18 protein-coding genes and 1 riboswitch are annotated in these 18,162 nt (G+C 72.1%); of the genes, 6 read left to right on the top strand and 12 right to left on the bottom strand.

The window, feature by feature from the left end:
• Window positions 1–108: 108 nt before the first annotated feature.
• The 9 genes from crcB to LGR69_RS06570 all read right to left on the bottom strand — a co-directional run bounded on the left by crcB (window position 109) and on the right by LGR69_RS06570 (window position 8,455).
• On the bottom strand, window positions 109–486 hold the full coding sequence (gene crcB, locus LGR69_RS06610) for a fluoride efflux transporter CrcB (RefSeq protein ID WP_007565298.1): 378 nt from the start codon (window positions 484–486) through the stop codon (window positions 109–111).
• A gap of 78 nt (window positions 487–564) precedes the next feature.
• Window positions 565–638, bottom strand: a riboswitch (Fluoride riboswitch).
• Between the two features lie 27 nt (window positions 639–665).
• Window positions 666–1,175 carry a hypothetical protein gene (locus tag LGR69_RS06605; protein WP_007565300.1) on the bottom strand — a complete coding sequence of 170 codons (510 nt, stop codon included), beginning with the start codon at window positions 1,173–1,175 and terminating at the stop codon, window positions 666–668.
• A 158-nt stretch (window positions 1,176–1,333) separates the two neighbouring features.
• Window positions 1,334–2,824, bottom strand: a complete 1,491-nt coding sequence (locus tag LGR69_RS06600) for a hypothetical protein (protein ID WP_230365530.1) — start codon at window positions 2,822–2,824, stop codon at window positions 1,334–1,336.
• On the bottom strand, window positions 2,818–3,738 hold the full coding sequence (locus LGR69_RS06595) for a tetratricopeptide repeat protein (RefSeq protein ID WP_230365529.1): 921 nt from the start codon (window positions 3,736–3,738) through the stop codon (window positions 2,818–2,820). Before LGR69_RS06595 ends, LGR69_RS06600 begins: the two co-directional genes overlap by 7 nt.
• Entirely contained in the window at window positions 3,738–4,667 is a 930-nt protein-coding gene (locus LGR69_RS06590; protein ID WP_230365528.1) for a VWA domain-containing protein, read from the bottom strand. The genes LGR69_RS06595 and LGR69_RS06590 overlap by 1 nt, the downstream gene beginning before the upstream one ends.
• Before the next feature lie 166 nt (window positions 4,668–4,833).
• Entirely contained in the window at window positions 4,834–5,862 is a 1,029-nt protein-coding gene (locus LGR69_RS06585) for a VWA domain-containing protein (protein ID WP_230365527.1), read from the bottom strand.
• Window positions 5,859–6,320, bottom strand: coding sequence for a DUF4381 family protein (locus LGR69_RS06580; RefSeq protein WP_230365526.1), 462 nt, complete (start codon window positions 6,318–6,320; stop codon window positions 5,859–5,861). The genes LGR69_RS06585 and LGR69_RS06580 overlap by 4 nt, the downstream gene beginning before the upstream one ends.
• A 141-nt stretch (window positions 6,321–6,461) precedes the next feature.
• Window positions 6,462–7,319 (bottom strand): DUF58 domain-containing protein, encoded by an 858-nt coding sequence (locus LGR69_RS06575; RefSeq protein ID WP_007565315.1) that lies wholly within the window; start codon window positions 7,317–7,319, stop codon window positions 6,462–6,464.
• A gap of 116 nt (window positions 7,320–7,435) precedes the next feature.
• A complete protein-coding gene (locus LGR69_RS06570) occupies window positions 7,436–8,455 on the bottom strand; it encodes an AAA family ATPase (RefSeq protein WP_230365525.1) in 1,020 nt (339 codons plus the stop codon).
• A gap of 223 nt (window positions 8,456–8,678) precedes the next feature.
• On the opposite strand from LGR69_RS06570, the gene LGR69_RS06565 reads away from it, so the two are divergent.
• Window positions 8,679–9,389, top strand: coding sequence for an MgtC/SapB family protein (locus LGR69_RS06565; RefSeq protein WP_007565320.1), 711 nt, complete (start codon window positions 8,679–8,681; stop codon window positions 9,387–9,389).
• Window positions 9,390–9,469: 80 nt separating this feature from the next.
• Here the strand turns inward: LGR69_RS06565 and LGR69_RS06560 are convergent, their stop codons facing one another.
• Window positions 9,470–9,802, bottom strand: coding sequence for a hypothetical protein (locus tag LGR69_RS06560; RefSeq protein ID WP_230365524.1), 333 nt, complete (start codon window positions 9,800–9,802; stop codon window positions 9,470–9,472).
• A gap of 268 nt (window positions 9,803–10,070) precedes the next feature.
• On the opposite strand from LGR69_RS06560, the gene LGR69_RS06555 reads away from it, so the two are divergent.
• From LGR69_RS06555 to rnhA, 4 genes are all read left to right on the top strand, one after another.
• Window positions 10,071–10,916, top strand: coding sequence for a C40 family peptidase (locus tag LGR69_RS06555; protein WP_230365523.1), 846 nt, complete (start codon window positions 10,071–10,073; stop codon window positions 10,914–10,916).
• 133 nt (window positions 10,917–11,049) lie between these two features.
• Entirely contained in the window at window positions 11,050–12,066 is a 1,017-nt protein-coding gene (gene ispH, locus LGR69_RS06550) for a 4-hydroxy-3-methylbut-2-enyl diphosphate reductase (RefSeq protein ID WP_007565327.1), read from the top strand.
• A gap of 240 nt (window positions 12,067–12,306) precedes the next feature.
• Window positions 12,307–13,272, top strand: a complete 966-nt coding sequence (gene thrB, locus LGR69_RS06545; RefSeq protein ID WP_230365522.1) for a homoserine kinase — start codon at window positions 12,307–12,309, stop codon at window positions 13,270–13,272.
• Between the two features lie 7 nt (window positions 13,273–13,279).
• Window positions 13,280–13,753, top strand: a complete 474-nt coding sequence (rnhA, locus tag LGR69_RS06540) for a ribonuclease HI (RefSeq protein WP_230365521.1) — start codon at window positions 13,280–13,282, stop codon at window positions 13,751–13,753.
• Between the two features lie 150 nt (window positions 13,754–13,903).
• On the opposite strand, the gene zwf is transcribed toward rnhA, so the two are convergent.
• Window positions 13,904–15,430, bottom strand: coding sequence for a glucose-6-phosphate dehydrogenase (zwf, locus tag LGR69_RS06535; RefSeq protein WP_230365520.1), 1,527 nt, complete (start codon window positions 15,428–15,430; stop codon window positions 13,904–13,906).
• Window positions 15,431–15,546: 116 nt separating this feature from the next.
• On the opposite strand from zwf, the gene dmeF reads away from it, so the two are divergent.
• Window positions 15,547–16,524 (top strand): CDF family Co(II)/Ni(II) efflux transporter DmeF, encoded by a 978-nt coding sequence (gene dmeF, locus LGR69_RS06530; RefSeq protein WP_230365519.1) that lies wholly within the window; start codon window positions 15,547–15,549, stop codon window positions 16,522–16,524.
• 57 nt (window positions 16,525–16,581) lie between these two features.
• On the opposite strand, the gene LGR69_RS06525 is transcribed toward dmeF, so the two are convergent.
• The gene (locus LGR69_RS06525; protein WP_230365583.1) at window positions 16,582–18,072 is read right to left on the bottom strand and encodes an efflux transporter outer membrane subunit; all 1,491 of its coding nucleotides are present in this window, start codon (window positions 18,070–18,072) and stop codon (window positions 16,582–16,584) included.
• Between the last annotated feature and the right edge of the window lie 90 nt (window positions 18,073–18,162).

The following is an 18,162-nucleotide window of genomic DNA, read 5'->3' as shown; positions in this document are numbered from 1 at the left end:
CCCAAAGGGCAAGCCCTTTGGCAGGGGTTCGGGGGCGGAGCCCCCGAGAGACCAGGGCTCTGCCCTGGACCCGCACAAGGTCTCGGACCTTGTGAAACCATCACGTTTTCAGAGCGCGCGGATCAGGGCCATGCCGGCGATGAGGCCGAGCAGCCCGCCCGCCACCGAGACCGCCACGTAGAGCGCGGCCAGGGCCGGCTCGCCGCGCTCGTACAGGCTGATCGCGTCGAGCGAGAAGGTCGAGAAGGTGGTGAAGCCGCCCAGGATCCCGGTGGTCAGGAACAGCCGCGCCGGATGCCCGGCCGCGCCGCGCAGGGCGAAGCCCTCGGCCAGCACGCCCATCAGGAACGAGCCGAGCACGTTGATCAGCAGGGTCGCCAGGGGAAACCCGAAGCCCGGCAGCAGCCGGGCGACCGCGACGTTCATGCCGTGGCGGACCCCGCCGCCGAGCCCGGCGCCGAGGATGACGATGAGGGTGTTGACCATGCCTGCCCTTCCTGTTCGGTCGGGCGGCCCTGTCGCGGCTTCGGCGCACGGCCCCACCGCGGACGTCCGGAGCACGCCCGTGCGGTAGGAGCCATCAGCCCGGCTTGGCGATCGCCGGGCGGTTATCGGGGAGCTCCATCCCCATCCCGGGCAGGCTTAGCGCAGGATCGGCGTCGCCGCTACTGGACGGCGGCGAAGTGGCTGCGCTGCTCGATCTGGGCGGCGTAGAAATCCTCCACGACCTCGCGGACCACCTCGGCGAGCTCGGTGCCGCGGTTCTCGTCCAGGTGGATGTCGCTGCCGACGCTGCGGCCGAGGGCGGCCCCGGCCGCGCCCGGGACCAGGCGCTCGTTGTAGCGCTGGTTCAGGCCCGAGACCGAGATGTAGTTGCTGCCGCCGAGCTCGGGCCCGTACTTGATCTTGATCTTCTGCTCGGTGTCGGTCCCGCGCAGCTTGGCGCACAGGCTGATGAAGTTGTCCTGGTCGATCTTGGCCTCGAGGCCGGTGATGCTGCCGTGGACGTTGTCCTCCTCGTTGAGGACCTCGGCCATCAGGTTCAGGACGTCGACCACCGGCTCGAGGGCGCGGGTGCCCTCCTCCAGCAGCTTGCGGCGGAAGTCGTTGCTGCGGGCGTCGGCATCCTGCAGCCGGGCGCGGAACCGGTCCTTGACGTCGTTGGCGCGTGCCATGGCGCTCCTCCCCGATCATCGTTGAAGGCTTCGTTGTTGAGGCAACGAAGGTTACGAAGCGAAATCAGGTGACGCAAGACGGTGCAAAATATTGATGCCTGGTCAGAACTTGGGCCATTGCACAGGAATAGTACCTGCCCAAGTCCTGTGCAAAGGTTTCAGGCCGCCGGCCCGTCGAGGGGGGCGAGCCGCTGCGGCCCGGAGGCGGTCGCCTGAAATTCCGGCCGCGCCAGGGCGCGGGCGAGCGCCGGCAGGTCCGGGGCGGGGGCGCCCGCGGTTCCGAACACCGCCCGGTCGAGGGCGGCGAGCGGCCCGGCGAGATCGGGCCGTGCCTGCCAGATCCGGGCAAGCTCCGGCGCCTCCCGGCGGGCCGCCTCCAGGGCCGCGCGGAACCCGGCCGGATCACCCGCGCGGGCGGCCCGGTTCAGGGCCCGGCGGCTGGCGGCGGGGAGGCGCAGGCGCGGGCGGCCCGCGCCGTAACCGATCAGGGCCAGGCCGAGTCCGAAGGCGGCGAGCGCCGCGGCGGCGGCCACCAGCGGCGACGGGACCGCCGGCGGCGCCCGCTCGCCCTCCCGGTCGGGCAGGCCGCCGCCGATCTGGCGGGCCGGGATCTCGGCCTCGCGCATGGTGCGGGTGTTGGTGTCGAACCACGGGATCGCGATGGCGTCGAGGGGGATCACCTCGGGCACGCCGGGCTTCACGTCCCACTGGTAGGTCGCCCGGGCCACGGGTCCGGAGGGCGTCAGCAGGGTCTCGCGGGTGACCGGGCCGGCGAAGGTGAGGATGCCGCGGGTGCGCATCACCGGCCGGGGCGGCAGGCCCTCGGCGACCATGCCCTGCACCTCCAGGGTGACGATCCGCCGGGTGGTCTCGCCGAGCTTCACGGTCTCGGGGTCCGGGCTCCAGGAATCGGTGACCGCGACGTCACGGGCGGGCAGCCACCAGGGTTCCTTGACGTCCGGGCCGCCCGTCGCCTCGGTCCAGCGCGCCACCGGGAACGGGATCGGCTTCGAGCGCACCTCGACCACCCGCCGTTCGCCAAAATCGTTGACCGTCAGCTTGTGGGTGAAGGGCTCGATGATGAAGTCGCCCGCATGGTGCGGGAACACCGCCACGGTGCGGTCGAACGCGATGGCGCTCTGGCCATCCGGGAGCTTGGTCCGGCTCCAATGGTCCCGGCCGAGCTGGGTCCAGGAGAAGTTGGCGAGCGTCGGCTGGACCACCTCCTCCAGCAGGATCGGCTGCTTGTAGACCCCCCGGATCTTCAGCAGCACCATCTCGCGGGCGAAGGGCGGGCTGTTGCCGTTGAACTCCGCGGTGACCGTGAGGGTGAGGTCGCCGGGCTCGATCTCAGCCCGGGCCGGGAGCGGGGCGAGGAGCGCAAGGGCCAGGAGCAGGACGTAGCTCTGTCGCCTCCGGCTACGGGTTCCAGTGCTCCCCCATCGCGTTAGGCAGGCGGCGCCGCGCCCCCTCTCCCGTGCGGGAGAGGGTTGGGGTGAGGGACCCGCCCTCTCCGGAAGAACCTGTCCCCTCACCCTGTCCCTCTCCCGCCCGGGAGAGGGGACCCGCGCCGCATCCGGCGACGTGGCCATCCGGCAGCTCGCCAGGGGGGCCAAAAGCGGGCGGACAAAGTCCCAAAAAACTACCACGGGTTGCTCCCGGCCGGGATGGCGGTGCCGGCCTCGACCCGGCGGGTCTGCTCGGCGCGCAGGCGCAGCCTGAGGAAGCGGCCGGGATCGTCCGGCAGGGTCTGGAGCCAGAGCCGGTCCGGGCGGATCTCGTGGGCCTCGAAGCTCTTCGTTACCCGGCGGACCTCGCGTTCGGGAGCCTCCGCCACCATGGCGGCGCCCCCGCCGGTGCGGCCGCGCCCGGCGGCGTCGCCGGCCGAGCCCCGGGCCTGGCCCTTGCCGGCATCGATCGATTGCTGCTCGGCCTTGCCGCGGCGGGCGACCTTGCTGTTGCCGGGCAGCGACGCGCTGGCGTTGGATTCCTTGTTGCCGGCCAAGCCCTCGCCCGCGGAGGCGGCGTTGATGGCGTTGTTCGGGTCCTGGTTGGCGGTGTTGTTGTAACGGGCGCCGTATTGCGCGGTGCCGTTGGCGATGCCGCCGCCGGGGCCGCGGTCGATCACCTCGGCCTGCATCCGGGCGACCAGCGAGCGGTTGGCCTGCGCGTCGGCGTCGCGCGGGTCGAAGCGGAGGGCCTCGTCGTAGGCGGCGAGCGCGCCGTTGTAATCGCCCGCGCGGGCCAGCGCGTTGCCGAGATTGTAACTCGCCCGTCGCCCGCCGGAGCGGAACAGCGCGATCGCCGCGTCGTAGCGGCCGGCCTCGTACAAAGCGGCGGCGCGCCAGGCGGGATCGACGATCAGGTCGGCGGCGAGCCCGGGCAGGCCCAGCGCCATCAGCAGGCGCCCGAGCCCGGTGCGGGGCTGCGAGACGGCGAGCAGGGCCACGAGGCCGAGCCCGGCCAGCGCAAGCCCGGCGATCCGGGCGAGCCGCCGCCAGCCGGCGGGCAGGCCGGCGCGGATCGGGACGGTGAGGCCGGTTTTCGGAAAGAGCCGCTCCATCACGCGCTCCTGCGGAACAGGGCCAGGGCCGGCAGGGCCGCGAGCAGCAGCAGCCAGCGACCGAGATCCGCGTAGGCCAGCACGCCGTAGCCGCCGGCGGCGAGATGCTGGGCGGTGCCGGCCCCGACCGCGTCGAGGACCGGGCCGGGCTCGGCGATGTCGGCGACGCGGCCGCCGCCGACCCGCACCAGCGCGTCCAGGGCGGCCCGGTCGGGCTTCGGCGCGCCCGGCGGCAGCGGCTTGCCGGCGGGGACGAACAGGGCCTGGAGGCGCCAGCCGCGATCGGCCAGGGCCCGGGCCTCCCGGTCGGCGGCCGCGCCGATGCCGTCGCCGTCGGTGATCAGCACCACGTCGGCCGCGACCACGTCGGCCTCCGCGAGGGTGCGGCGAGCGAGCGCCAGCCCGCGCTCGGGATGGCTGCCGCGATCCGGCACGGTGTCGGCGTCGAGGGCGAACAGGGTCGTGCCGAAGCTGTCCCGGTCGGTGGTCGGCGAGGCGGCGAGATAGGCGTCGCCGGCATAGACGACGAGCGACACGGCCCGGGTGCCGGCGGCCTCTGCGATCGCGGCGGCGGCCTGCCGGACGCCCTGGAGGTTGCCGCCCTCGGTGACCGAGCGGGACAGGTCCAGGACGATCACGGTCTCGTCGAGATTGCGGAAGGTCGCCGTATCCTGGCGCTCCAAAGCGGGTCCGGTCAGCGCCAGGGCGATCGCCCCGGCGGCCAGGGCGGCGGCCCGGTTGGCCTGCCGCCTTCCGCCGAGCACGGCCCCGGCGCGGGCGAGATGGGCCATCAGGGCCGGATCGACCGCGCGGCCCCAATCACCCAACGGTGCCGCCCGCCAGGCGGCGCGCAGGGCCAGCAGGGCCACGACCGGGATGGCCAGGAACCACCAGGGGCGCAGGAACGCGAAGGCGTCGAGGGCGCTCATGCGGGCTGTCCTCCCGCCCGCATCCTCATCCTGAGGTGCCGGAGCGCAGCGGAGGCCTCGAAGGAGGGCTCCAGGGATCGCGCGGCCGGCTGGAGCGCTCCTTCGAGGCCGCTGACGCGGCACCTCAGGATGAGGGCGTGGATTGGGGAGACGGTGTTGGGACGCATCACACCCCCCTCCGGGTCGCCAGCAGGGCCGCGGCGGCGGCGAGCGCCAGGGCGGCGGGCCAGGGCCAGAGGTCCCGGCGCAGCGGCAGCGGTGGGGCCAGGGCGCGGCCGCCCTCCAGCCGGTCGATGGCGTCGGCGACCCGGACGAGATCCTCGGTGGTGCGGACCCGGAACGCCTCGCCGCCGCTGGCCTGGGCCATGTCGCGCAGGGTCTCGGTGTCGACCACGTCCTGCTCGCCGTCGGCATCGGCCATGTCCCGGGGGCCGAGCGCGATCGTGTAGACCTTGATGCCGAGCTCCTTGGCCAGGGCGGCCACGTCCTTGGGGGCGGTCTGGCCGGCATTGTTGGCGCCGTCCGAGAGCAGGATCACGGCCTTGGCGGATGGCGCCGGCTCGCCCTGCGCGCCCGTCGGCGCGTCCTTCGGGTCGAGCCGGCGCAGGGCCAGCCCGAGCCCGTCGCCGATACCGGTGGAGCGGCCGCTGATGCCGATGGTCGCCTCGTCGAGGGCGCGGGCCACCGCGGCGGTGTCGAAGCTCGGGGCGGCGGCCACGTAGGCCTGGTCGGCGAAGATCACCAGGCCGATCCGGTCCCCGGCCCGACGCCGGATGAAGTCGGTGCCGACGCGCTTGACCGCGGTGAGGCGGTTCACGGTCTCGCCGTCCAGGGCGAAGTCGCGCCGCTCCATCGAGCCGGACAGGTCCATGGCGATCATGATCTCCCGGCCCGAGGCGGGGAGCGCGGCGGCCGGCATCACCAGGCGGGGGCCGGACAGGGCGACGACCAGGGCCGCCCAGAGGGTCCAGATCAGCGCGGCGCGGCGGCGGCCCCGCGCGGCGAGGTCGGCCCCCGCATGCGCCTTTCCGACCAGGGTCCCGGGCACCAGCAGGGCGCCGCTGCCGCCCTCCGGCTCGGCCGGGAGCAGGCGCGCGGCGAGCAAAGGCAGCGGCAGGACGAGCAGGATCCAGGGCGCCGCGAGGTCGAAGGCCGAGAGCTGCGCCGTGAGCCAGGCGGGAAGGAGGCCGCTCATGTCCGCAACCGTCCGATCAGGCGGCCCAACTCGGCATCGAGCCCGTCGAGGTCGGGGGTCTGGCGCCGGTAGAGCCCGTCGGCCAGGACCCGGCCGGGCCCTTTCGTGAAGAAGTCGGTGGCCAGGAGGGTGTCGAGGCGGGTGGCCCAGGCCGCGCCGGTCTCCCGGGCGGCATCTCCCGCCAGCGTCCGGGCGAGGCGTCGGAGCAGGCGGGCCTGGGCCACGAGCCGCGATTCCGGGTCGAGATCGCGGCTGCCGGCGAGTTCCGCCAAGGCAGCCCGGCGCAGGCTCGCCCGCGCCCGGCCGCGCAGGTAGCGCACCAGCCCGACCAGCAGAGCGGCGCAGAAGCCCAGAGCCGCCGCCGCCACGACCTCGCCCTGCACCGCCCCGGCGGCGCCCCCGGGCAGGTGCAGGCCGCGGAGCTGGTCGAGGGACGGGGCGATTTCGGCGGGGTTCATCGCGCGAGGCCCGCGGATCGTCCGGTATGTCCCGGATGACGGATCGCCGTGACCAGAAACGCCGTCATTCCGGGGCCGCGCAGCGGAGCCCGGACTGACGGATCTGTTCTGCCATCCCGTTCGAAAGCGTGCGCCCGCGCCTCACAGCACCGCATCGAGGCGCTCCATCAGCGGCGCGTAGGCTTCGGGACCGGCCTCGACGTCGAGGCGCAATCCCGCGATGCCCCGGCGGGCGTAATCGGCGAGCCGCGCCTCGGCGGTCTCGCCCGGCAGCACCGCCGGGAGCGCGGTCCCGCGCCGGCCATCCGCCAGGGCGAAGGGGTAGAAGCCCGGTGGGCGGACGCGCTCGAAGGCGTCGCTCACCAGGATGAGCCGGATCGCGACCCGCTCGGCCAGCAGGGTCAGCGTGGCGTCGAAGCCAGGCCCGGGGGCGTCGAGGGCGCTGGCGATGACCAGGTGGCCGCCCGCGGGCAGCAGGCTGCGGGCGAGCCCGAGGATCGGCTCCAGGGGCGCGTCGGATCCGGCCGCGCCGGCGGCCTCGAGGGCGCCGGCATGCGCCTGGGCCAGGGCCCCGGTCACCGCAATCATGGCGCGCTCGCCGCCGGACGGGCGCAGCACCGTCGGCGCCCCGGCGGTCGCCACGGCGAGGCCGACCCGGCCGCCATCGGCCGCGACCCGCCAGCCGAGCAGCGCCAGGGCCTCGGCGGCGGCCACCGAGCGCAGGGCCCGGCGGGTGCCGAACAGCATGGAGGGCCGGAAATCGGCGAGCAGCACCACGGCGCGGTCGCGCTCGTCGTGATGGGTGCGCACATGCAGCTGCCCGGTGCGCGCGGTGGCGTTGCGGTCGATGAACCGGCGGTCGTCGCCCTCGGACCAGAGCCGCACATCCTCCGGCTCGGAACCGCGTCCGCGCCGCTTCGTGACGATGCCGCCGGGCAGGCCCGCGAGCGTCCGGGTCGCGGGTGCCGCGCCCCGCCGGGCGAGATGGCGCAGGCCCATCAGGGCCTCGCCGGAGAGGTGGATGCCGTTTTTTTGGGACTGGGCGGATCCCGCGCCCTTCCCTCCCCCCTCTGCGGGGGACGATGGGCGGTGCGCTTTTCCGAACCCGAACACGCTCAGAGCGCCCGCACCCGCTGCACCAGCTCGCCGACCAGGCCGCGGGCGGTCTTGCCCTCGGCGGCGGCCCGCCAGGTCAGGCCGATCCGGTGGGAGAGCGCGTCCCGGGCGAGCTCCGTGACGTCCTCCGGGGTGACGTGGTCCCGGCCCCGGAGCCAGGCCCGGGCCTTGCCGGCCATCATCAGCGCCAGGGTGCCGCGCGGCGAGGCGGGATGCTCGATCATCGCCCGCAGGTCCGGGGCCGCCGCATCGGTGCGGGTCGCCGCCACCAGGCGGACCAGGTAATCCTTGAGCGCCGGCGACACGTAGGTGGCGAGCGCGGCCTCCCGGGCGGCGCGCACGTCGGCGAGCGACAGGCGCACCGGCATCGCCTCGACGTGGTGGGTCATCTCGCCCTCCACGAGGTCGAGGATCGCCCGCTCGGTGGCCTCGTCGGGCATCTCGACCACGACGTGCAGCAGGAAGCGGTCGAGCTGCGCCTCCGGCAGCGGGAAGGTGCCGGCATGCTCGATCGGGTTCTGGGTCGCCACGACCATGAACGGGTCGGCGAGCGGATGGGTCGAGCCCGAGACCGTGATCTGCCCCTCGGCCATCGCCTCGAGCAGGGCCGACTGCACCTTGGGCGGTGCGCGGTTGACCTCGTCCACCAGCACCAGGGCGTGGAACAGGGGGCCTTGCAGGAATTCGAAGCTGCCGCTGTCCTGGCGCCAGACGGTGGTGCCGGTCAGATCGGCCGGCATCAGGTCCGGGGTGCACTGGATGCGGGCGAACGAACCGTCGAGCCCGTCGGCCAGCCGCTTGACCGCGCGGGTCTTGGCCAGGCCCGGCGCGCCCTCGATCAGGAGATGGCCGCCGGTGAGAAGTCCGATCAGCAGGCGCTCGACCAGGCCGGCGCTGCCGATCAGGCCGCGCTCCAGACCGTCGCGCAAGGCCAGGACCCGCCCGTGCAGGGCCGCATCCGGGGTGGCGGCAGCCGGGGTGAGAGCGGCGGGCCGGCTTTCGACGAGGGCGCCGCTCATGCGGGAAACGCTCGTGCGGGGAGACAAACTCCTGCCGCGGGGGCCGTGTCCTGCATCCTGCACGTCTCCTCGGCCGGGTCCCGTATTCTCATGGGATCCTCAGGTTGGAGCCGGTGTGCCTGCTGCCCGGTGGGGCCGTCAATCCCGATGGGTTCCGCCTTTGGTGGGGCGGCCGAGCCATGATGTCACGGTTTCGTCACGTCTCCCCTCGCAAGAGACCGCCATGACCAGCTACGCCGCCATCCCGGAAGAACTGAAATCCGCCATCGGCCTGATGGTGGCTTTCGTGCTCGGCACCGCGATCGGGGCCGAGCGGCAGTACCGGCAGCGCACCGCGGGCCTGCGCACGGCGGTGCTGGTGGCGATCGGCGCCTCGGCCTTCGTCGATCTCGGCATGCGGCTGACCGGCCCGGACGGCGGCACCCGCACCGTGGCCTACGTGATCTCCGGCATCGGCTTCCTGGGCGCCGGCGTGATCATGAAGGAGGGGATGAACGTGCGCGGCCTCAACACGGCCGCGACCCTGTGGTGCTCCGCCGCCGTGGGGGCGTTCTGCGGCGCCGACCTGCCGCTGGAGGCGGTGTTCGTCACCGTCACGGTGCTGACCTGCAACACCGCGCTGCGGCCGCTGGTGAACGCCATCAACCGCGCGCCGATCCGGGAATCCGCGACCGAGGCGACCTACGAGGTCCAGGTGACCACCGCGCCCGGCGAGGCCGGCCCCGCCCAGGACCTGCTGGTCGAGCGCCTGGAGGCGGCGAATTATCCGGTGAGCAGCGTCGAGGTGGAAGAGCGCGGCGAGGGTGCGGTCGACGTGGTCGCGACGCTCACCGCCAGTGCCGTGAAGGCGGACGAGCTCGATGCCGTCACGGCCGACCTCGCCAAGGCGCCGGGCATCCGCCACGCCACCTGGTCGGTCCAGACCGCCGATTGATTTTTTGGACTTTGCGTCGCGCCGGGCCGCAGCCGGTGCGCCGACGCCCGTGAGGTCCGGTGGGGATCGGTCCGGCCCGATCAGCGCGGCGGCGCGAGGGGCCGGCTCCGGCGCTCGATCACCACGGTCGGGCGGGTGCGGCGCTCGACCACCACGGTGCGCGGCGCCCGGCTCGGGCTGGCATGGGTCAGGATCCGCTCCGGCGCGCGCTCCGGCTTGGCCTTCTTGGCCGCCAGGACGTGCGGGCGCACCTCATCGACCGGAAGCCCGATCAGGCCCGCGGCGATCTCGACCTGCTGCTCGACATCGTCGGCCAGGTCCTGGGCGGCGGCGACCGCCTCGTTCACCGTCGGCGGCTCGCGGCGCACGCGGATCGGCGGCAGGTCGGCGAAGCTCTTCTGCGTCTTCTTCACGGGGCGACTCGCGGTCATCATGGGCCAGACATAGCGCTTTCCCAGCGGGTTGTGCAGTGCATCAAAATCGTCGGCCGCCCGTCCCGGGAACATGTCTCGCACCGATGTCACGGCATCGGGCAGCCCAGTGGCCTGATTTCCCAAGGCGAAATCATCCGGCGGTCGTCCGGCATCCCGATGCGGCATAAGAGCGCGCATGTCGGCCCACGGCCAGACGGAGCGCCCCGTCCGATCCCGGGCGGGGCGGTGAATGTGTAGGCTGACCGCCATGACCGAATCGCTCGATCCCCGCCTCACCCCGGCGCGCCCGGAGATCGCCGACCTGCGCCTGCAAGGCCGGGTCCCGGCGGAGCGGTTCGTCGCCGCAACGCCGCGCCGGGTCGTCGCGCCCGTGGCGCCGCTGCGCCGGGCGCCCTCCCCGGTGGCCGGGCTCGACACCGAGGCGCTGCTCGGCGACGCCGTGGATTTTTACGCCGAGCAGGACGGGTTCGCCTTCGTGCAGCTCGTCCGGGACGGCTATGTCGGCTACCTGCCGGCCGAATCCCTGGGCGACGCCGACCCCGCGCCGACCCATCGGGTCACGGCGTTGCGCACCTTCTTGTATCCCGAGCCCGACCTGAAGCGGCCGGTGCGCGCGCATCTCAGCCTCGGCGCGCGCCTCGTGGTCACCGGTGAGGCGGGGGCCTATCTCGAGACTCCCGGCGGCTACGTCTTCGCCCGCCACTGCGCGCCGCTGGCGCAGCACGAGCCCGATTACGCCGCCACGGCCGAGCGGCTCGTGGGCATTCCCTATCTCTGGGGCGGCCGCACCAGCCTGGGGCTCGATTGCTCCGGCCTCGTGCAGCTCTGCCTCGACGCCGCCGGCCTCTCCTGCCCGCGCGACGCCGACATGCAGGAGCGCGACCTCGGCCGGGCGCTGCCGCTGGCGTTGGAAGGATTGCGCCGGGGCGACTTCGTGTTCTGGCGCGGCCATGTCGGGCTGATGCTCGACCCCGAGACGCTGATCCACGCCAACGGCCACCACATGGCCGTGGCAGTCGAGCCCCTGGCCGGCGCGGTCGCCCGGATCCAGGAGAACAGTTTTGGGGCGGTGACGGGGATCCGGCGGCTCTAGGGGGCGTATCCGGGCACCCCGAGTCCAATTGGCGCGGCAAACGTGCTACAGAGGCGCTCCGCGGTCGTCTTCCTGCCCGGTTCGCAGTCCAGGACCGTTGACAGGACAGCCCCGCCCTCGCCACATCGCCCCCATGACCGCAGACATCGCGTCCCTCGCGCCCGCCCAGAGCCCCTCTGGTGAAGGCACCACCGGCAAGCCGCCGCTGGAGATCCTGCTCTGTGCCCCCCGCGGCTTCTGCGCCGGCGTGGTGCGGGCCATCGACGTGGTCGAGCGGGCTCTCGCCCTCTACGGGCCGCCCGTCTACGTCCGGCACGAGATCGTCCACAACAAGTACGTGGTCGAGAGCCTGAAGCGGAAGGGCGCCGTGTTCGTCCGCGAGCTCGACGAGGTGCCCGATAGCGGCGCCCCGGTGATCTTCTCCGCCCACGGCGTCGCCAAGACCGTGCCGGCCAACGCCGATTCCCGCGGGCTGACCACGATCGACGCCACCTGCCCGCTGGTGACCAAGGTGCACCGCGAGGCCGAGATCCATCACAAGCGCGGCCGCCACGTGCTGCTGGTCGGCCATTCCGGCCATCCCGAGGTGGTCGGCACCATGGGCCAGCTGCCCAAGGGCTCGATCACCCTGGTGGAGGATCTGGACCAGATCCAGGCCCTGACCCCGGAGAATCCCGACAACCTCGCCTGGGTCACCCAGACGACCCTGTCGGTCGACGACACCCGCCACATCGTCGAGGCGTTGAAGAAGAAGTTCCCGAACATCACCGGGCCGCACAAGGACGACATCTGCTACGCCACCACCAACCGCCAGGAGGCGGTGAAGCAGGTGGCCCCGCTGGTGGACGCCCTGATCGTGGTCGGCTCCTCGAACTCCTCGAACTCGCAGCGCCTGCGCGAGGTCGCCGAGCGCGTCGGCTGCCCGATCACCCGCCTCGTGCTGCGCGCCGAGGAGATCGACTGGCCGGCCTTCGAGGGCATCCGCAAGCTCGGCCTCACGGCCGGCGCCTCGGCCCCCGAGGTGCTGGTCGAGGAGATCATCGAGGCCTTCGCGGCCCGCTACGACGTGATCGTCGACACGGTCTCGACGGTGGTCGAGGACATGGTCTTCCCGCTGCCGCGCGAGCTGCGCAGCGAAGCGGCCGAGTAGGTTCTTCCAACCCACACCCTCATCCTGAGGTGCCCGGCGATCAAAGATCGCCGGGCCTCGAAGGAGGGCTCCAGATCCCGCCCCGATCCCTGGAAGCCTCCTTCGAGGCTGCGCGATCGATGATCGCGCAGCACCTCAGGATGAGGGGCATGGGTGGGAAGCCCGGGATCGACGTCGGTTTCGCCGACGCTCATCGGCGATCCCGACTCCCAAACGAATCCCGAACCCGAGCGCGAACACGTGGCCGTCTACACCGAGGTATCCGACGCGGCGCTCTCCGAGTTCCTGTCCGCCTACGACATCGGCAGCCTGCTCTCCTTCAAGGGCATCGCCGAGGGCGTCGAGAATTCCAACTTCTTCCTGCAGACCACCCAGGGCCGCTACATCCTGACCCTCTACGAGAAGCGGGTGCGGGAGGGGGACTTGCCGTTCTTCATTGGGCTGATGGAGCATCTCTCCGCCCGTGGGCTCGCCTGCCCGCAGCCGGTGCGGGACCGGGCCGGCACGGCTCTGGGCCAGCTCTGCGGACGGCCCGCCGCCATCGTCAGCTTCCTGGAGGGCGTCTCGGTCAAGACACCGGGCGTCGGGCATTGCCGGGAACTCGGCCGGGCGCTGGCCGAGCTGCACGCCGCCGGCGCCGATTTCGGCATGGCGCGCGCGAACAGCCTCTCGGTGGAATCCTGGCGCCCGCTCTTCGCGCAGGCCGAGGCCCAGGCCGATTCGGTCGCGCCGGGGCTGGCGGAGCGCACCTGCGCCGACCTCACGCTCCTCGAAACGTCCTGGCCCGAAAACCTGCCGGGCGGGGTGATCCATGCGGACCTGTTCACCGACAACGTGTTCTTCATCGGCGACGCCCTCTCGGGGCTGATCGACTTCTACTTCGCCTGCACGGACGCCTTCGCGTACGACCTCGCGGTCTGCCTCAACGCCTGGTGCTTCGAGGCCGACGGCACCTTCCACCGGGACATGGCGGCTGCCTTGATTGCCGGCTACGAGGCGGTGCGACCCCTTGAGGCCGCGGAGGTCGCGGCGCTGCCGATCCTGTGCCGGGGTGCGGCGCTCCGCTTCATGCTGACCCGCCTGGTCGATTGGCTGAACGTGCCGCCCGGTGCCCTGGTGAAGCCCAAGGACCCGCGGGAATTCGATCACCGGCTGACCTTCCACCGCCAGGCGCGGGACGCGCAGGATTACGGGCGGCAGTCCTGAGGGACGGATGAGCGACGACGTGACCGAGACCGCGTCCGAGCCGACGCGGGTGAAGATCTACACGGACGGCGCCTGCTCGGGGAATCCCGGCCCGGGCGGCTGGGGCGCGATCCTGATCTTCGGCGACACCCAGAAGGAGCTCTCGGGCGGCGAGGCCTTCACCACCAACAACCGCATGGAGATCCTGGCCGCGATCGAGTCCCTGGAGGCGCTCAAGCGTCCCTGTCGGGTCGACCTGTTCACGGACTCCCAGTACCTGCGCCAGGGCATCACCAGCTGGATCCACAATTGGAAGGCCCGGGGCTGGCGCACCGCCGACAGGAAGCCGGTGAAGAACGAGGACCTCTGGCGCCGGATCGACGCCGCCCGCGAGCGCCACGACGTGGCCTGGCACTGGGTCAAGGGCCATGCCAGCGACCCGCTGAACAACCGGGTCGATGCGCTCGCCGTGGCGGCGATGCTGCCGTTCAAGCGGCGCTGAAATCGGGGTTCCCAAAGGGCTCAGCCCTTTGGCGGGGTATCGGGGCGGAGCCCCGATGGACCAGGGCTCTGCCCTGGACCCGCAAAAGGTCTCGAACCTTTTGAATCCAGGATTCCGGAGGATCGATGCCGAGCCCCAGGGCGCTGGCCTTCAATCCGTCTTGCCGTCGAGGCCGAGCCAATGGCGGCCGTCGCGGGCCAGGAGGGCGTCGGCCTCCTTCGGCCCGGTGCTGCCGGCGGGATAGGGCTTCACATCCGCCTGCGGCCAGCCCTTGAGCAGCGGATCGACCGCCGCCCAGCCGGCCTCGATGTTGTCGGCCCGCTGGAACAGGGTCGCGTCGCCGATCATGCAATCGTACAGCAGGGTCTCGTAGCCGACATTCGGCTGGTCCGGAAAGAAGTCCTTGTAGCGGAACGCGGCGCCGACCCGGCCGATCCGCATCTCCGGGCCCGGGACCTTCACGTTGAACTCGGTGCTGACCCCGTGGTCCGGATCGATCATGATCCGCATCACGGTCGGGCCGAGATCGGCGTTGGGCGTGTCCTCGAACATCTTGAACGGTGCCGGCTTGAACAGCACCGCGATCTCCGTGCGCCGCCCGGTCATGCGCTTGCCGGTGCGGACGTAGAACGGCACGCCGGCCCAGCGCCAGTTCTCGATGTTGAGCTTGAGGGCGATGTAAGTCTCGGTGACCGAGTCCTTGGCGACATGCGGCTCGTCGCGGTAGCCCGGCACGTCGTGCCCCTCCGACGTGCCCGCGGTGTACTGGCCGCGCACCGCGTCCTCCGGGGGGATCGGCTTGACCGCCTGGGCGAGCTTGGCCTTCTCCGAGCGCACCGCCTCGGCGTCGAAGGAGTTCGGCGGCTCCATGGCGACCATGCAGAGCAGCTGGAACATGTGGTTGGGCACCATGTCCCGCAGCGCCCCGGTCGGCTCGTAGAAGCCACCGCGCTCCTCGACGCCCACGGTCTCGGCCGCGGTGATCTGGACGCTGTCGATGTATTCCCGCCGCCAGACCGGTTCCAGCAGGCCGTTGGCGAAGCGGAACGCCATGATCGACTGGACCGTCTCCTTCCCGAGGAAGTGGTCGATCCGGTAGAACTGGCTCTCGTCGCCCTGTTTCAGGATCCGGGCGTTGAGCTCCCGGGCGGAAGCGAGGTCGGAGCCGAACGGCTTCTCGATCACCACTCGGCGGAAATCGCCGTTCTCTTGGCGGAGCAGCCCGGCCTGGCCGAGGCCGTCGACGATCGTGCCGAAGAAGCGGGCCGCCACCGCGCAGTAGAACACCGCGCTGCCGCGCACCTTGTCTTTGACCGCGGCGAAGGTCTCGGGCTTCTCGAAATCGCCCTTCAGGTAATGGAGCCGGTCGCGGATGAAGCCCCAGCTCTTGGGATCGATGTGGTCGGCGTGGAACTCCGAGGTCGGGTCCTTGCTGAACGCCTCCATCGTCTTGGTGAGGCTGTCGCGCAGGGATTCGTCAGTGCCGTCGGAATGGTCGACGCCCAGGATGGAGAAGCCCTCCGGCAGGAGCCCGGCCCCGGCGAGGTTGTAGAGCGAGGGCATCAGCAGGCGCTTGGTCAGGTCGCCGCCGGCTCCGAAGATCACCAGCGTGCAAGGCGGCGCCGGCTTGGTGCCGCTGGCCGCATCATCTTTGAGGGCTATCGTCTGCTCGGCCATTCCTGGCTCCCATCGGGCTGCGGTGCAGCAAATCGGCGTGACAACTGGCCTGTAGCAATGCCCGTTCCGGCCGTCCGCCGCTATGCTGCACCGAGACGATTGCAACGGAGATGCGCATGCATACCCATTCCCTCGAACCCTGGAGCCACGGCCACGTCTTCCTGGGAGATCGGCACGACCGGCACGCGCGCCGGACCTGGGCGGTGGTGGCGCTGACGGCGGTCACGATGGTGGTCGAGATCGCCGGCGGCACCTGGTTCGGCTCGATGGCGCTGGTGGCCGATGGCTGGCACATGTCGACCCATGCGGCGGCGCTCGGCATCGCGGCCCTGGCCTATCGCTTCGCCCGGCGGCACGCGGAGGATCCGCGCTTCACCTTCGGCACCGGCAAGTTCGGGGATCTGGCGGCGTTCGCCAGTGCGATCATCCTGGGCCTGGTCGCGCTCCTGATCGGCGCCGAGAGCGTGGACCGGCTGCTCCATCCGGCACCGATCGGCTTCGGGCAGGCGATCCCGATCGCCATCCTCGGGCTGGCCGTGAACCTCGCCAGCGTCTGGCTCCTGCACGACGACCATGACGACCACGGGCATCACGGCCATGCCCATGGCGGCCACAGCCATGGCGGGCACGGGGGGCACGGTCATGGTGGCCACGGGCATGGCGGGCATGACACCAATTTCCGCGCCGCCTACATCCACGTGCTGGCCGACGCGCTGACCTCGGTGCTGGCGATCGCCGCCCTGCTCGGCGGGCGCTATCTCGGCCTCGCCTGGCTCGATCCGGCCATGGGTCTGGTCGGCACGGTGGTGATCCTGGCCTGGTCCTGGAGCCTCCTGCGCACGGCCGGCCTCGTGCTCCTCGACGCGCGGCCGTCGCCGGCCGCCACGGCGGAGATCCGTGCCCGCCTGGAGACGGACGGCGACCGGGTGAGCGACCTGCATCTCTGGCAGGTCGGGCCGGGCCACCGCGCCGCCGTGATCGCCCTGGTCAGCGACAACCCGCAGCCGCCGGCCCATTACAAGGCCCGGCTCGCCGGGCTGCGCGACCTGAGCCACGTCACGATCGAGGTGCAGCCCTGCCCGGGGCATGCCTGATCCGGGATCCCAAAGGGCTCGGCCCTTTGGCGGGGTTCGGGGCGGAGCCCCGATAAGCTACTCGTCCACCCGGACGGCCTGGCCGCCCCGGTCGATCGGCAGGGTCGGGCCCTTCAATTCGGCGTCGCTCGGCAGGGAGCGCACGTCCCAGCCGCCGCCGAGCGCCCGGATCAGCGTGACCGCTGCGGTGAAGCGGCTGAGCCGGACTTGGAGGGCGTTGATCTCGTTGTTCACGAGCAGGCCTTGGGCGGTCACCACGGTGGTGAAGTTCTGCGTGCCGGCCCGGTACTCGTTGAGGGTGATCTCCACGGCCTTGCGTGAGGATTCGACCGCCGCATCCTGGGCCCCCTGCTGCAGGCCGAGGATGCGCAGGGCCGCCATCTGGTTCTCGACCTCCGCCAGGGCGGCGAGCACCACCTGCCGGTAATTGGCCACCGCCGCGTTGTAGCCGGCCTCGGCCGAGCGCACGGCCGCCGTCCGGGCGCCGCCATCGAACAGGACCTCGGTCCCGGCCGCGGTCGTCGACCAGACCTGATTGGCGGCCGAGAACAGGCCGTTGCGGGTCAGTCCGGAAACCCCGCCCTGGGCCGAGATCGTCACGGTCGGGAAGAAGGCGGCCACGGCGACGCCGATCCGCTCGCTCTGTCCCTGCACCAAGCGCTCGGCCTGGGCCACGTCGGGGCGCCGCTCGAGCAGGTCGGACGGGATCCCGACCGGCACGGCGGGCGGGTTGCGGCCGATGCCGGCCACCGGGATCGAGACCTCCGAGGGCGGCCGCCCGATCAGGGTGGCGATGGCGTTGACGTATTGCACCCGGGTCAGCCGGACCGCGATGGCCTGGGCCTCGATGGTCTGGACCTGGGTCTGCGCGGTGATCACGTCGGAGCGGGCCGCGACGCCGGCAGCGTACTGGTTCTCGGTGATGGCGAGCGTCTTCTTGAAGTTCGCCACGTTCTCGTCGAGCACCTTCTGGAGGGCGTCGGCGTAGCGCACGGTCAGGTAGTCGGCGGCGATCTCGGCCTGGATGGTCAGGCGGGTCAACGCGATCGTGGCGGCGTCGGACTGGGCGAGCGCCGCCTCGCTCTCGATATTCCGGCGGGTGCCGCCGAACAGGTCGAGCTCCCAGCTGGCCTGGCCGAGCAGCGACGCGCTGGTGCGCACGGTGTTGCCGCTGCCGGTCCGGGTGATGCTCGGAGCGCCGATGACGGTCGGGTACAGGGCGGCCTGGGCCGAGGCGACCAGGGCCCGGGCCTGCCGGTAATTCGCCACCGCCTGCCGCAGGGATTGGTTGTCGACGTCGACCAGGCGGATCAGGCGGTCGAGGATCGGGTCCTTGAACACCCGCCACCAGTCGCCGCGCTCGGCCGCGTCGTTGGGCCGGGCCTCGCGCCAACCCTTCTTGCGCGCCGCCACGACGGCCGGGCTGTCCTCCCGCTTGCCGCCTTCCTTGTAGGCGAGCGGCGTCTCGACGGAGGGCCGGGCGTAGTCGGGGCCGACCACGCAGCCCGCCAGGGCGGGGATGAGGGGGAGATAGAGAATATGGCGCAGCCCGAGGCTGCGGGCGCGTCTCCCTCCCCCCGTAGAGGTGGGAGAGAATGCGCCGGCTGCGTCGCGTCCATCGATCGACGACGGGTTCTC

The sequence above is a fragment of the Methylobacterium brachiatum genome, from assembly GCF_020523825.1.
Lineage (GTDB): Bacteria > Pseudomonadota > Alphaproteobacteria > Rhizobiales > Beijerinckiaceae > Methylobacterium > Methylobacterium brachiatum.
This window is presented reverse-complemented; position numbering and strand designations above follow the sequence as displayed.

Coding starts and splice junctions, on each gene's coding strand:
- zwf (WP_230365520.1), bottom strand. CDS start 15,430: ATGGCCGAGCAGACGATAGCCCTCAAAGATGATGCGGCCAGCGGCACC.
- LGR69_RS06590 (WP_230365528.1), bottom strand. CDS start 4,667: ATGAGCGCCCTCGACGCCTTCGCGTTCCTGCGCCCCTGGTGGTTCCTG.
- rnhA (WP_230365521.1), top strand. CDS start 13,280: ATGAGCGACGACGTGACCGAGACCGCGTCCGAGCCGACGCGGGTGAAG.
- ispH (WP_007565327.1), top strand. CDS start 11,050: ATGACCGCAGACATCGCGTCCCTCGCGCCCGCCCAGAGCCCCTCTGGT.
- LGR69_RS06575 (WP_007565315.1), bottom strand. CDS start 7,319: ATGGGCCTGCGCCATCTCGCCCGGCGGGGCGCGGCACCCGCGACCCGG.
- LGR69_RS06580 (WP_230365526.1), bottom strand. CDS start 6,320: ATGAACCCCGCCGAAATCGCCCCGTCCCTCGACCAGCTCCGCGGCCTG.
- dmeF (WP_230365519.1), top strand. CDS start 15,547: ATGCATACCCATTCCCTCGAACCCTGGAGCCACGGCCACGTCTTCCTG.
- LGR69_RS06570 (WP_230365525.1), bottom strand. CDS start 8,455: ATGAGCGGCGCCCTCGTCGAAAGCCGGCCCGCCGCTCTCACCCCGGCT.
- LGR69_RS06565 (WP_007565320.1), top strand. CDS start 8,679: ATGACCAGCTACGCCGCCATCCCGGAAGAACTGAAATCCGCCATCGGC.
- LGR69_RS06595 (WP_230365529.1), bottom strand. CDS start 3,738: ATGGAGCGGCTCTTTCCGAAAACCGGCCTCACCGTCCCGATCCGCGCC.
- LGR69_RS06585 (WP_230365527.1), bottom strand. CDS start 5,862: ATGAGCGGCCTCCTTCCCGCCTGGCTCACGGCGCAGCTCTCGGCCTTC.
- LGR69_RS06555 (WP_230365523.1), top strand. CDS start 10,071: ATGACCGAATCGCTCGATCCCCGCCTCACCCCGGCGCGCCCGGAGATC.
- crcB (WP_007565298.1), bottom strand. CDS start 486: ATGGTCAACACCCTCATCGTCATCCTCGGCGCCGGGCTCGGCGGCGGG.
- LGR69_RS06605 (WP_007565300.1), bottom strand. CDS start 1,175: ATGGCACGCGCCAACGACGTCAAGGACCGGTTCCGCGCCCGGCTGCAG.